The sequence below is a fragment of the Pseudoalteromonas sp. TAE79 genome (assembly GCF_000498015.1).
Lineage (GTDB): Bacteria > Pseudomonadota > Gammaproteobacteria > Enterobacterales > Alteromonadaceae > Pseudoalteromonas.
Map to the genome: position 1 here is coordinate 75,644 of NZ_AUTL01000073.1, position 14,837 is coordinate 90,480.

General features: G+C 38.4%; 11 protein-coding genes. 5 read left to right on the forward strand and 6 right to left on the reverse strand.

Annotated elements, in window-relative coordinates; translation table 11 throughout:
- Window positions 1-77 precede the first annotated feature (77 nt).
- Entirely contained in the window at window positions 78-1,244 is a 1,167-nt protein-coding gene (locus L655_RS0103265) for a DcaP family trimeric outer membrane transporter (RefSeq protein WP_024600614.1), read from the reverse strand.
- A 443-nt stretch (window positions 1,245-1,687) separates the two neighbouring features.
- Here L655_RS0103265 and acs point away from each other — a divergent pair, with 443 nt between their 5' ends.
- Entirely contained in the window at window positions 1,688-3,628 is a 1,941-nt protein-coding gene (gene acs / locus L655_RS0103270) for an acetate--CoA ligase (RefSeq protein WP_024597311.1), read from the forward strand.
- 104 nt (window positions 3,629-3,732) lie between these two features.
- Entirely contained in the window at window positions 3,733-4,383 is a 651-nt protein-coding gene (locus L655_RS0103275; protein ID WP_002958948.1) for a response regulator transcription factor, read from the forward strand.
- A gap of 100 nt (window positions 4,384-4,483) precedes the next feature.
- Here the strand turns inward: L655_RS0103275 and purU are convergent, their stop codons facing one another.
- Both purU and L655_RS0103285 read right to left on the reverse strand, forming a co-directional pair.
- Entirely contained in the window at window positions 4,484-5,314 is an 831-nt protein-coding gene (purU, locus tag L655_RS0103280) for a formyltetrahydrofolate deformylase (protein ID WP_024604084.1), read from the reverse strand.
- 205 nt (window positions 5,315-5,519) lie between these two features.
- Window positions 5,520-7,406, reverse strand: coding sequence for a hypothetical protein (locus L655_RS0103285; protein ID WP_024604085.1), 1,887 nt, complete (start codon window positions 7,404-7,406; stop codon window positions 5,520-5,522).
- A 311-nt stretch (window positions 7,407-7,717) separates the two neighbouring features.
- On the opposite strand from L655_RS0103285, the gene L655_RS0103290 reads away from it, so the two are divergent.
- From L655_RS0103290 to L655_RS0103300, 3 genes are all read left to right on the forward strand, one after another.
- Window positions 7,718-8,695, forward strand: coding sequence for a DNA topoisomerase IB (locus tag L655_RS0103290; protein ID WP_024604086.1), 978 nt, complete (start codon window positions 7,718-7,720; stop codon window positions 8,693-8,695).
- Between the two features lie 210 nt (window positions 8,696-8,905).
- The gene (locus tag L655_RS0103295; RefSeq protein WP_024604087.1) at window positions 8,906-10,231 is read left to right on the forward strand and encodes a L,D-transpeptidase family protein; all 1,326 of its coding nucleotides are present in this window, start codon (window positions 8,906-8,908) and stop codon (window positions 10,229-10,231) included.
- An 11-nt stretch (window positions 10,232-10,242) separates the two neighbouring features.
- Entirely contained in the window at window positions 10,243-11,244 is a 1,002-nt protein-coding gene (locus L655_RS0103300) for a D-Ala-D-Ala carboxypeptidase family metallohydrolase (protein WP_024604088.1), read from the forward strand.
- Window positions 11,245-11,513: 269 nt separating this feature from the next.
- Here L655_RS0103300 and pelG read toward each other — a convergent pair whose 3' ends face one another.
- The 3 genes from pelG to L655_RS0103315 all read right to left on the reverse strand — a co-directional run.
- Complete coding sequence (gene pelG / locus L655_RS0103305) at window positions 11,514-12,878, reverse strand: exopolysaccharide Pel transporter PelG (RefSeq protein WP_024604089.1); 1,365 nt, start codon at window positions 12,876-12,878, stop codon at window positions 11,514-11,516.
- On the reverse strand, window positions 12,866-13,834 hold the full coding sequence (pelF, locus tag L655_RS0103310) for a GT4 family glycosyltransferase PelF (RefSeq protein ID WP_342626691.1): 969 nt from the start codon (window positions 13,832-13,834) through the stop codon (window positions 12,866-12,868). Before pelF ends, pelG begins: the two co-directional genes overlap by 13 nt.
- A gap of 9 nt (window positions 13,835-13,843) precedes the next feature.
- Window positions 13,844-14,837, reverse strand: a 994-nt coding sequence (locus L655_RS0103315; protein ID WP_024604091.1) for an IS66 family transposase, incomplete at its 5' end; no start/stop codon positions are given.

Consider the following 14,837-nt stretch of genomic DNA (forward strand, 5'->3'; position numbering starts at 1 on the left):
TGAATTATATAGAACTCAATCTCGCTTATAAAAAAAGCGGCCTAGGCCGCTTTTTAAAGTAGTTAGCTTTCTAGTTATTAAAAAGAGTATTTAACAGAAAACTGTAAGCGGTCTAAATCGCCATCAACGCCGCTTTCAGTTTCACGCTCAGCATGCTTTAGCTCAGCACCAAAAGTTAGACGTTTAACCGGTGAGTATAGAATGTTAGCGCTATAGCTTTGGCTTGATTCAGTCGGATCACCAGAAATAGCTAATAAATCAGTGTTGTTATCAGCACTGAAGAATGAATATAAGAACGTTGAACGCCATTGGCTTGTCCACTTGTGCTGGTAAGCAACAAAACCAGAAGTCGAATCAATTGCATCTAGTTCATCGCCATTAAGTACTGCACCGTGAGCAACGTTTAAGCCTACGTAACGGCCTAAGCCTTTACCTTGAGTAAGCATAAATTTAAGGTTGTCTTCACCAAGGTTTATTTTACCTGATGCACTAATACCAAAAGAAGTTTCATCTGCATCAACACTGCCTACTTTATAAGTAAGTTGGCGAGCAAGCGCTGCAACCACAATGTTACCCCAATCGGCTTTGTGTGTGTAACGAGCTGTAAAGTCAGGCAATGATGCATCATCGGTCACTACCATACCGCTAGTAGTAGAAATTGTACTTTCTGGGTTTTCTAATGAGAACGACCATGCGCCAGTGGTGTATTTAATTTGCGATTGACGCACAAACACAGTGCCCTCAGCAGGGCCAACAAAATCAAGCGTTTCAGCAAGTGCTCCCACGTTTTGGAAGTTAGACCATGTTTGACCAAATAACCAACCATCGTAAGTCACAAAGGCATGGCGAATACGCGGGGCGTAAGAATTTGAAACTCGCTCATTACCGCCAGCAGCCGAGGCCAAAAAGTCAATTTCAATTTTAGTATTAACGGTTTTACCGTTATCCATAACAGTGGCTGTGCCAAAGTTAAAACGTGACTCACGAGCATGCATATCAAATACAGCATCTGAGCTGTTATCATCGCCAACTGTTAACGTACTTGGTACGTAAAAGTCACGACCTACGTTTGAGCCTGCAGGCGCACCCGCTGAATAATCACTCCACATAGAGTCGAGTTTAATGTATCCACCGTAAGTAAATTCCGTATCACCAATTTTTGCGGCAGTCGCTGCATAAGCAGTGCTTGATAGTGCACATAATACAGCGCTTGCTGCTAATGTTTTTAATGGGGTAAATTTCATTGTGGTGTCCTTTATAGGCTACTTGTTGTTTGTTGCTTTTTTTTTTCATGTAAGGTTGTATTACTTGCTACTAGTATTACTTACGAATAAAAAAGGGTGTTAGTTTGGCTTTTCAATACACATATTGTTTTCATTCGTTAAATGAAGCTTTGGCAAGTAATACCGCAAATATCTTTATTAAAGTACACAAACACTTTTGAATATGTGCAATATTTACTCAATTACCTATTGGTCTATAAGACTAAGGTTTTAGAGTTGATTAGTTTGCATTTACTTACATTTAACGCGTTGTATTATTTATGTAAAAAAATTGAAAGCAGGTGGATTATAAACTACAAATGAGTAAATTGGAGTAGAGTACAACTAAGGTCTAATACTTAATAAAGTACTGCTGAGTAATCCTTGATAAAAGCTTAAGGCAAGTAATTTAAATGGAGACGAAGATGTCACAAAGTATCTATCCAGTTCCTGCGCATATTAAAGATGCGACTCTCATTGATAAAAATAAATATAATACGCTTTATAAGCAATCTATTGATGACCCAGAAAGTTTTTGGCGTGAGCATGGCAAACGCCTCGATTGGTCTACTCCTTACACTAAAGTTAAAAACACCTCTTTTGATAAAGGCCACATCAGTATTAAATGGTATGAAGATGGCTATTTAAATGCGTCTTACAACTGTATTGACCGCCACTTAAAAACGAAAGCAGACAAAATTGCGCTTATTTGGGAAGGTGATGATCCTTCTCAAAGTGAGAACATTACTTATCAAAAACTTCATGACGAAGTGGCTAAATTTGCCAATGGTTTAAAAAAACTGGGTGTACAAAAAGGTGACCGCGTAGCTATTTATATGCCAATGACCCCACAAGCGGTGTATGCAATGCAAGCTTGTGCACGTATTGGTGCTATTCATTCTGTTGTATTTGGTGGTTTTTCACCATCGGCTATTGCTGATCGTATTAGAGATTCTGGTGCTAAGGTTGTTATTACTTCTGATGAGGGACGCAGAGCAGGAAATTGTGTTCCATTAAAAGCAAATGTAGATGAAGCGGTAGCGCAAGAAACTGTAACCACAATTGAACACGTTATTGTGCATCAATTAACAGGCGGTGAAGTTGATTGGAATGAGCACGATATATGGTGGCACGAGCTAGTTGCTGACTTACCAGCACAGTGTGAGCCAGAGCCAATGAATGCTGAAGATCCTTTGTTTATATTGTATACATCAGGTTCTACTGGTCAACCTAAAGGTGTTGTACATACTACAGGTGGCTACTTAGTTTACTCATCAATGACACATGAATACGTATTTGATTTAAAAGAAGATGATGTGTATTGGTGTAGTGCCGATGTAGGTTGGATCACAGGTCACAGTTACATTGCGTACGGGCCATTAGTAAACGGTTGTACTCAGGTTTTATTTGAAGGTGTCCCCACTTATCCAACTGCAGGGCGTATGGGCGAAGTAGTTGATAAACACGGCGTTACTATTTTATATACCGCCCCTACAGCAATTAGAGCACTAATGGCTAAAGGTGATGAGCCTACAGCTTCGTCACATCGCGATAGTTTACGTATTTTAGGTTCAGTAGGTGAGCCAATAAATCCAGAAGCGTGGACATGGTATTACGAGAGTATTGGTAAATCTAATTGCCCGATTGTTGATACATGGTGGCAAACAGAAACCGGTGGCATTATGATCACACCACTTCCGGGCGCTACTGATACAAAACCAGGTTCTGCAACACATCCATTTTTTGGTATTGCGCCTGCATTATTTGATGCTGAAGGTAATACACTCGAAGGTGCCGTAGATGGTAATTTAGTTATTTTAGATAGTTGGCCATCGCAAGCTCGAACTGTTTATGGCGACCATGAACGTTTTGAACAAACTTATTTTAGCGCCTACCCAGGAGTTTACTTTACAGGCGATGGTTGTCGTCGTGATGAAGATGGTTATTACTGGATCACAGGCCGTGTGGACGATGTACTTAATGTGTCTGGGCACCGCCTTGGTACTGCCGAAATAGAAAGTGCGTTAGTTGCGCATGAAGCGGTAGCAGAAGCTGCTGTTGTAGGTTACCCGCATGATATTAAAGGCCAAGGTATTTATGTTTACATTACGCCTAACGAAGGTGTAACTGTAAGCGATGAATTAACTAAAGAGGTACGTAATTGGGTTCGTAAAGAGCTCAGCCCAATTGCATCCCCAGATATGATTCAATGGTCACCGGGTTTGCCAAAAACACGTTCAGGCAAGATTATGCGTCGTATTTTACGTAAAATCGCTGCAAATGAGCACCAACAACTCGGTGATACGTCAACGCTTGCCGATCCTTCAGTTGTCGATGAACTAATCGAGAACAGATTAAATCGTTAAATGTGCGTTAAAAACTTGATTACAAGTTGATTCTAAACGTAGTATATCGGCTGTCAGTAAAGGTTTTAAACCTAACTGGCAGCCGAATTTATTAGGAGTGAACCATGAGTCAGTTTTTAATAGCGGACGATCATCCGTTATTTCGTGAAGCACTAAAGGGCGCACTGAGCGCAAAATTTGAGGGTTTAGAGGTTTTTGAATCATCCGATTTTGACAGCACACTGCAAGTGTTAAGCGAGCAAGAGGATCTTGATATATTACTGCTAGACCTTCACATGCCAGGTAATGGTGATTTATATGGTCTTATTCGTATTAGAGAAGAATACCCAAGCTTACCTATTGCCGTTGTTTCGGGTAGTGAAGACGTGAATATCGTTTCTAAAGTAATGGGTTACGGCGCTATGGGTTTTATTCCTAAATCATCATCGTCTGATGATATTGCCAGTGCAATTAACCAAATACTTGAAGGCGATACATGGCTACCAAAAGAGCTAAAAAACAAAGTAGCTGAAATTGAAGGTGAAGATAGAGAAATAGCAGCGCAAGTTGCCTCATTAACGCCTCAACAATACCGAGTGCTGCAATATCTGCACGAAGGTTTACTTAATAAGCAAATTGCTTATGAACTACACATATCAGAAGCGACAGTAAAAGCACACATTACAGCCATATTTAGAAAACTCGGTGTGTACAATCGTACCCAAGCCGTTTTAATTGCCGCTAAATTAAAGCTCGAACCAATAGAGCAGGCATAATTTACATTTAAAAAGTTATTAGCTTATTTATGAGCAAAAAAATGCCAGCAACAATGCTGGCATTTTTTATATGTAGAATAATTAAGCAGTTGGATTAATGCTAAGAAAACACCACGGTTTTATTACCATTAATAAATAGCTTGTGCTCTGAGGCAAGTTGAAGTGCTTTACAAAACACAGTCTTTTCAACATCTTTGCCCATTTTAGCCATCATTTCGGCGGTATTAGCATGTGTAACGCTGGTTACATCTTGCAAAATAATAGGCCCTTCATCAAGCTCATTATTAACAAAGTGAGCGGTAGCACCAATAATTTTTACACCGCGCTCAAATGCTTGATGATAAGGTTTAGCCCCTATAAATGCTGGCAAAAATGAGTGATGAATATTAATTATTTTACCTTCAAATCGACCCACAAATTCAGGACTTAAAATACGCATGTATTTAGCAAGGCCAATAATGTCAGGATTGTAACTGGCAATTAAATCGCCTACCTTTTTATCATGCTCGCTACGGGTTAACCCTTCGTGCGATACAACATGAAATGGCACACCAAACCCTTTAGCTAGCGGCTCTAAATCAGCATAGTTAGCAATTACAGCGAGTACTTCAATATTAAGAGTTTGTTCAAATTGCTTTAACAGCATACCACCTAAACAATGAGCTTCTTTAGTTGCCAGTAAAACTACTTTAGTTTTTGCGCCGCAATGTAGCGCAAGTTTAGCCCCATCTGGCAACAATGCGCGTAGTTGATCTAAAAAGTCGCTTTGTGGCTCGCCTGTAAGCTCTGTACGCATAAAAAATCGCTGCGCGTCTTTATCTACAAATTCGTTGTTACGCGTAATGTTTAAATTATTTTTATGGCAAAGCCCTGTAATTTTAGCTATTAAGCCTACATCATCAGCACATTGGGTGGTTAGTATATAGCTCATTGTCCTCATTCTTACCCTGTAATTAATCCTTTCATTATTTGTGTTTTGGCACATAAAGCAAGGGCTTTGTTAACTAATCCAATATTAATCATGTTGTTGAGTGCAAAAGAGGTAATAAAGTTAAAAAGTATTGAATAGAGGTTAAAAAAATGCCACCTAAGTTAACAAGGTGGCATTAATAAAAATTATCTAGGTTTGAGGTTAATTAACCCTTGGGCTCGGGAGATAAGTTTTCTTCTTGTCTTAAATACCCGGCAGCTTCTTCATCATCTTTCGCTATCGCTTGCTGAGCAGGTATAGCGCGCGTTTGTTGGTTTAGTTGATGTATTTGTGACGCATTACCTAAATCACGCTCACTGGTGATTGAGGCGATAGATTCGCGGTCTTTTAAGAATGAAATAACGTCTTTTTTGATTGCTTGTAATTGTCCTTCGTCTTTATGCATTTCCATAATGTGGCGAGGATGTTCAAGGTTTTTCATACCTGTTGCAGCAAACGTAGTAGAGATAACACGAGAAACAATAATCCAAGGCGTTATGCTACTGCGTACTAAAGTATTTTCTGAGCGGGTGCTATCGTGAATACCAGTACCTGTTGATATTTTAGACTCAGTAAACGTGCCTTCACATTTAAAGTACACAAGCAGTGACTCAAATTGCATTTCTGCAAAAAATAGATGCGCTGTGTTTGCAAGTAACTGCGCAAATGCTTTAATAAGTACGCCTATTAGCAATAAGTGAAAGCTTGTCATTAATAGCTCACTAAATTGAATGACATGTTGGTTATTAAATGCCTGTTTAAAACTATTAATATTTGCCGCATCAATGTAATGGTAAATATTAATAAACGAATACGCTAAAAGTACAGTAAATGCTAACGCTACAATATAAAGTAAGTTACCGCTCACCAAAGCAAGTAATCTCGCGAGTGTAAAGTTTTTACCTAAGTCCATTGAGTGCAGTTTAGGCTGAATCTCTTGGATCATTTCACCTTTAAAACCGCCTTTACCTTCTATTTGTTCTTGAAGCTTAGGGTCTAATTCTCTGTAAACTCTGTTAGGTACTTCTTTATAACGGCGATTAGCCATTACTAGGTTATCGAGGTTTATGAAAATCTCGTCTGGATGAACAGACTCTTGCCAGTTTTCACGTAGTTCAGATACTTCAGCTGAAGGGGTAACTGAATTTAAACGCGCTTTAATCATGATAAAAGCAAGCGCACAGCTTAGAGTTGCTAATATAATAATTGCAATTAAGTATATTCCAGCATGAAGACTAGGCAGTTGCTCAAGCCAGCTATCTATTTCTTGTTTACTAATGTGCTGCTCTTTCATCAACCATGACATAGAAAGACCAATAGCGATGGGTAAAATAAAAGATAAAGAAATAATTTTAGCAAGCGCACCAGTACCAAGTGCTTCAATATTCTTTTCTGCATTTCGAGAGATAGGTTTACCTGTAGAGCGCCAAGAAAAAAGCACGTAAAACATTAATATTGCACTATAAACCGGAAATGCTAATTCCCCAGCTTCACCGGTAAAGCCCGACAAAGATACAAATGCAACAAGGCCATAAGCAATAAGGGCGACAAAGGTGCTTACCCATGAGCCAAATAATCGCTGGGCAACATTTCGAATAGGATATGGTAGAAACAATAGCTTAGGGATTAAGCTGTGAAGTAAGCGTGATAAAAAACCATTAGGCTCTTTAAATGTACTGTTTTTACGACCAACCAGCATTTCTTCAAGTGATTGCGCTGTGTAGGCTACTTCTTTTTGTTCTTCTTGAGCGGTTGATGCTTGCGATTTACTGTAGTTATAAGCAAGTGAAGTTGGGTGGTTTCTACCTACAAAGTATTTAAGTGTTGCATAAATACCTGCAGATAGTGAGCGAATGCCGAATGCTAAAATAAGCATGCCAAACACCATTAAAATCCAACCTGCGGTTGTATCTTCTTTCACAGAGCCCGCAGCAATAACAAGTAAACTAATACCTGCTATAGACTCAATGAGTCCTCTTAATGCTGTTACTTTACCTTCCAGTTTGAAGGGGTTTTTTAGTCCAAGATCAATCGATCCATAATCAAAAGCCATTGAATTCTCCATTTAAACAGCACCCCAATTGCAGGGGACAAAGTGTAATTAATCTGAACTTAGGATAATAAATCTATCTCAAGTAGCTTTTTTAGCGCTAAGTGCATCGAGTTTAATCGTAATAGACTTGTTGCTGGCGCGTAAGTTCGACCTACTTTTACGAAAACCTAAATAGAATTATTAATATATATTAAGTATTTATAATTGTTGTTGGTTTTTTATTATATATCAATAATCTTGTTCAGTTTAAGGTTATTTTAAAGTGATACATTTTATATTCCGACGCATGCTTAAATATAACTGGAGGGTTAATGAAGCTAATTTATGTAGACGATAATTTACCAGGGATCACTCGTAAACCTAAACATAAAAGTTGGCTTTACTTTGATCCAATCGGTAAGCAAATAAAAGAGCAAAATGTGATTGATCGTTTGAATGGATTGGCATTTCCGCCAGCCTATAAAAACGCTTGGTTTTGCCCAGAAGAAAACGGGCATATTTTAGCGACAGGATTTGATAGTAAGGGGCGAAAGCAATACCGCTACCATCCTGAATTTAGGGCGCAACAAGAAGCAAAAAAATACCAAGCATGTGGAGTATTTGGTAATAAACTCCCTTTGTTAAGAGCGCGTTTAGAAACAGACTTACAAGGCGATGAGCTTAATATTGAGCGCACTTTAGCGGCAGTTGTAAGACTTATGGATTTAGGTGCATTGAGGGTAGGTAACGAGCGTAACGTAAAGCAAAATAAAAGTTTTGGTGCTACAACATTACGAACACGCCATGCAAAACTCACGGGCAAAAATATTCAGCTAAAATATCGTGCCAAATCAGGTAAAGAACGTGAAGTAAATATAACCGACAGGGTGCTTAGCCATGTTATAAAAGACTTGCAAGATTTACCCGGGCAGCATTTATTTCAGTATATAAATGAAGGTGAGCGCACAAATGTAACATCAAGTGAAATAAATCAATACATTCAGCAAATAATGGGCGAGGAGTTTAGTGCAAAACACTTTAGAACTTGGCGAGCAAGCGTTATTGCATTCAAACAATTAGCTAAAGCTAAAGGGGCGCTTACTTTAAAAAGCATGCTTGATAGCGTATCTGAGCAACTTGGTAATACTCCCGCTATAGCACGCAAATCTTATGTGCATCCCGATTTAATTACGCTGTGTAAAGAAGATGAAGATACTCAAACTGCGTGGAGAGAGTCCCTTTCATTACCACGAAAAACAAAGTACTTGAGTCGTTATGAACGTGGTTTTTTAGCTTTTTTAAAAGATTAATTGCCATAGCAACTTTACACACTTGAGCATATTAATTACATATTCTCTAATTTAATTTATTAACGTTTAGAATAAGGGTTTTTAAAAAGTCATTAAATTTCAATTGTTTATTTTGAAACTTTAATTTGGCATTACCGTTGCACCTCCAGAGTACTACTTAGTGGTAAGTACAAAAGCATTTATCAACGATATTTAGCGAGGAGGTACACAGTGAAGGGGTTATTTTCAAATCAAGCGCTTACTAAAGCAAAGGGCTTTACTTTAAAAACTGCATTGTTTATTGGCATGAGCGGCTTATGCTCAGCACCAACACTCGCTGCCAATGAGCTTGAAAGTGTGGTACTCGCTAACTCTTCACTAACTACTTATAACTCACAAAATTACATGCAAGCTGATGACACCTACTACTTTGACCAATATTCAGCGCAGTTAATTGAACGTACAGAAAAAGCCATTAATTGGTATCAAGAAATAGTTAACAAAGGTGGTTTTACACACTTATATAACGATGAATTGCTTGAACTAGGCAGTAATAATAAACAGGTGAGCTTACTTGCACAGCGTTTATATCAAGAGCGTGACTTAAAAACTAATGTGTGCGACGAAGCTATATGCACGTTTGATAAAGATATAGAGCAAGCTGTTAAGCAATTTCAAAGCCGCCATGGTTTAAAAGTTGATGGCCGAGTGGGTAAGCGTACTTTTGCATCGCTTAATGTGCCCGCACAGCAAAAACTCGATAAATTAAAACTTAACTTTTATAGAATAACTAACTTTGCAGGCGCAAGTGATGAGCAGTATGTGTATGTAAATATTCCTGAATACAGCTTACGATTTGTAAAAGCTGGCGATGTAAAATTAAAAAATAACGTAATTGTAGGTAAACCGAGTTGGGAAACACCTGCATTTAGCGACGAAATAGAAAAGTTTGTAGTTAATCCTGAATGGCGTATACCCACCTCAATTGCCACCAAAGAAATTGCTCCAAAGGTAGCCGAGGATCCTGACTACCTTGTAAAAAATAATATTGAAATTAGAAAAAACAGCTACCTAGACTCACAAACTGTTAATCCAAGCAACATTGATTGGGATTCTATTAAGCCGTACCAATTTGATCACTTTTTAGTAAAACGTGCTGGTGAAGAAAACCCCCTAGGGGAAGTTAAGTATTTATTCCCCAATGCCGAAGCAATTTATGTTCACGATACACCAGCAAAACACCGTTTTAGCCAAGCAAACCGAGCCTTATCGCATGGCTGTATAAGAATAGAAAAGCCTTTTTCGTTAGCGCGTGAAATTATTAAGCACGAAGGAGAAGCGCAAACACTCAATAATATGGACAGCGCACTTGCTCAAAACAGTACTCAGACGTTTTATTTAGATGAGCCTCTTCCTATTCATTTAGTTTATTGGACTGCATGGGTTGACGAAAATAAGCTGGTTAACTTTAGAGATGACATATATCAACGCGATAAAAAAGCACTATTAAAAAATGATGAACAGTCGGTGATTGCCGCTTTGTTAAAAAATAAATAATGAGAGGGTTTATGCAATTTATTCATTATATTTTTATCGCCATATTCACAATTATATTTAGCAATAGTGTATTTGCTGCAGCGCCTACAAAGCCTGCACATCAGGTAGTTGATATAAAAAACAAAGCCAACTTTGAAGATGCAGAATTTAGCCTAAAAATTAACGACATAGTTATGCCATATTCGGTGTTTTCAGTATTTGTAATGCCCAAAGAGCAAGTTGAGTTTGAAGTGCTTTTTGCGCAATCAAAAAACGCTTACACGCTAATTAATACTCAAGGGAAATCTAAGCTTACAAACACCAACCGCTGGCAATGGCAAGCACCCAAAGAGCCCGGTTTAACAACGGTAATTATTGAGTCGCCCGATAAAAAACAGCGTATGAAAATCAACGTATTTGTAAAAGTACCGGCAGACAATGTTGAAGGAGGAAAGCTCAAGTATTACCACATTGGGCACTATCCTAAACCTTCACAGATTAAAGACGCTTCATACTACATAGTGCCCGATGGCTTTGTTAAGGTAACGCCTGAAAATGAAAACGTAAAAATATCACCTCACTTTTCACTAAAGGAATTTGTTAGTAAGCAGCGAAGTAAGTACCCAAAGTATTTATTTTTACAAAATAAGTTGTTACTTAAACTAGAAAAAATACGCAAAGAACTGATTTTAGAAGGTATACCGGTTAGTAATATGGTGGTTATGAGCGGTTATAGAACTCCGTACTACAACAAATCAATTGGCAATGTAAAACTTAGCCGACATGTATTTGGTGATGCTGCCGATATTTTTATAGATAACGATGGCAACTACCGTATGGATGATATTAATAATGACGGTAAGCATTCAATTGGTGACGCTAAAGCGATGGCCGATATAGTGGAGTCGTTAGCTAGACGTGAATCATTTAAAGGTTTACTAGGTGGTTTAGGTATTTATGGGCCTAAGTCGCACAGAGGCGCATTTATACATGTTGATACGCGTGGCTTTAAAGCGCGATGGGTGAGTAAGTAATGGCAGCGTCTACGTCATTTAGCATAATGCTAAACCAGTTAAATCTAATTGTACGAGAGATTAGCTAAGCCAAGGTAGCTTGGTTTTTATAAGCCCTTTGTTTATTAACATTTTATATCTTTACTGAGCTAGTCTTTTTTGCTTTAAACTGAGGCGCTTATATGAGCTATAAACATGGTGTGTATCAGCCGCTTTCCAATAATTAATTATTTTAATTTTGTACGAAAAGCTTTAAATATAAAGGCTGCATAAGCAGCCTTTATATTGTGCTATTGCAGCATAAACGTTTCGTATTCTAAATCTTCAAATTGTTTAGAAAGCCAAAATAAGCCAACAACAGAGGTAATAATAGTTGAGAGTGCAAAGCCGTAACCATAAAACTGCGGCCCAAAAGCGATTGATAGCAAAGTTAAAACAACGTTTATTACCAAAAATAGCCCCGCTAAAAATAGGACGGTTGAGCGTTTATCTAAATAAAACAAAATATTTAAAATAGACAAAAATATAACTTGTACACCCACACCAACTACATCAATAAATAAAAGCGTTTTATAGTTTGGATCAATACCAATAAAGGTAAGTATTTGCTCGCCCCATAATAATAAGCAGGCAACGGTAATACCTTGAATTTTAAATATATCGTATAAACCGGCACGTGCAGTTTGGATCATATTGTCTTTTAAATAGTAAATTTCTTCTAACGATGAACCCTCTCGAATAGCTGTGTAAAAACGGTCGTATTCTTCTACAAAGTCGGTTTCCATTTTTACTAAAAATACTGCCATACCGGGAATAATAGACAAATAGGCTAAAAATATAGGCAAGTCGTAAATTGGGCTGGCTCTTAACGTGCCAATAATTTGAATTGATGTGCTTGGTGAATACCAAAAAATGATTTTATCAGCCCACACACCAATGTTATAAAACAGACCACAAAAGAATAGGCTGTAATACACTTTTTTATTGCTTAAAAAGTCAAAGCTTATAAGTTTTTCACCTGGGTAGCGGCGAATAATCATAAACAAAAAGCTAAAAAAGAGCAGAGCTTCGCCTGCAAAAAACGCAAAAAATAAGCCGTCTAACTGCCAGTCTCTTAATAAGTATGCAAGTAATACCATAAAGGCGTAACCACTTAGCATGGTTATTAAAATTAACCGGTATTCTTTCATACCTGATAGAAAAATAGCGCCAAGCCACTGATTACATAAGCTTACAAAGGCACCTAAAATTATAATCTTAGTAACAACGGGTATAGGGAGCATAGGCCATACAGCCAAGCTTACCAATAACGCGGCTATTGTTGTTATAAGTTGCGCACCAAGTAAATTAGGCAGTACCTTTGCCTCTTCTTTTTGAAAAAATAAATCGGCAATAAATCGAGTTAGTAATAACTGCAAACCACCCGTTAAAATAAGTGAGGCGGCCATCATGTAGGTAACAAGCGTTAAAAATTGAATAATAAGTACTTTAGGTAATACAATTCCCAAACTTAAAATACCAATAAGCATTAACGCTACAATAGAGAGCAGCCAAGGGCCTGAGCCTATTAAACCTGCGTAGCCGTATGCTTCAAAAACTGAGAGCAGGGTATTTTTTTTGAGAATTTTTCGTATCTCAAAACCTATTCCAGCCATGCTATTGTATCCTTATAAAGTTTATCGTAACGGGCAAACATGTGGCTCTCGTCATAAAATTTTTGTACGCGGTCTAAACCACTTTTTTGATACTCAAGCCAAGCTTGCTCATTTGTTAGCATGTTTGATATTTGCTTTGCTGTGTCGTTCGGAGAAGCAATTGGGACAACTTCACCGGCTTTACCTAACGCTCTATCTTCATCGGTTCCGCCTTCGATTATTTCGCGGCACGAGCCAACATCACTAGCAAGTACAGGCACACCAGCCGCCATTGCCTCTAAAAGCACTAAAGGCTGCGCTTCAGAAATCGAGGTTAAAGCTACAATTCCGAGCTGAGGCAAAATTTTAGTAATATCTTGCATACCTAAAAACTTAACACTGTTTTGTAAATCAAGGCTGCCTACCAGTAGCTCACACTCTTTGTAGTATTGTGGATCTTCTTCGAAAGGGCCGATGATCCAGCCTTCGACCTCTGGTAATATCGATTGCGCTTCTTTAATCGCACGTATAAAGGTTTTAATATCTTTTATAGGCACTACACGTCCAATTAACCCAACAACCGGTGGTATCTGTTTTGGACGCTGATCAAGCGCTTCAATAAAGCGCACTGTTTTAATGCCATTAGGCACAACAAATGCTTTTTCAGGTGCTGCACCATCTTTTATTTGGCGCTGCCTGTTACCGTCGTATAGCGAAATGATCTTATCTGCTTCTTGGTATGTTGTTCGGCCAATTTGCTCAAAAAAGCTGATCCACATACGGCGAATAAAGCCCATCTCGGTATTTAATTTTTTACCTAGGCTTTGTTCTGACTCTTTGATCCAACTGGCTTGAATAAGATCTATTTTTCTCTCTTTGGTGTAAATACCATGCTCGGTCAACAAAAAGGGAGTATTACTTATTACACTGGCGCCAGCTCCTAAAATACCCGCATACCCGGTAGATATTGAGTGAATAAGTTGTAACTATTCAGCCTCATCTGAAATGAATATATCAGGCAGCTGATTTTTGAATAATAACTCAAGGGCTAGGCTTGCAGATACATATTGTTTTCTGCAAGTCGATAAATAGCTTCTCAGCAAGCAGAACATTTCAGCTCCTTGCTTACTTCTAAAACACCCCGATATTTTTTGATGAACCTTGGTCATCCTAATATCATTCTCGCCTTGGTTGTTGGTAAATGGCACGCCAGTGCTCATCATGAAACGTAAAACATCATCTTGATAATCTCTTAGTCGTTCCAATAATGCTCGGGATTTGGTTCGCTTTAATCGGCCTCGCTGACCTTCCACTCGGCTACTTTTTTCTGGTGGTGGACATTTAGCGTCACCTTGAAGCAATATTTTTTGATATTGCTCACGATATTTCTGTTTAGCCCCTTTATCTAGGTCGGGATTATCTATTTGAGCTTTATTCATTTCTTTAAGTAAGGTTTGCATATCCTTCGCCCATTGCATGCCGTCTTGCTCCCAAGCCCTTTCTAATTCTCGGATGTGGTGAGCATTACATAATGCATGTTGGCATTGGGTATATTGATAATATGGCTTCCAATGGTCATGACATAGCACACCGGTAAAGTGCGGTAAAATACCGGCCTCATCCATCGCTATTTTTCCTCTTTTTTCATGAGGATAAAAATAAGTCCACCAAGTCGTTGATGCACCATGAAGCCATCGCCGTTTACCGCCGATATTAATGCCAGTCTCATCAACATGCAAAGTTTGATGCGGGCTTTGTAATGCCGCTTTGATGATACCTTCTGCGCCCGATGACTTTACTAGTGCCGCTGCTTGTTCATTAAAGTTAAATAAACTGCCGGCACTGATCGGAATACCTAGTTGGTCACTAAAGTATTCTTCAATGCGGTTATAAGGGAGTAATTGATATTGTGATAAGTAAACCGCATGGGCTTTCACACCAACACCATATTGAATAGGACCGTTAACACCTTGGGGGAAT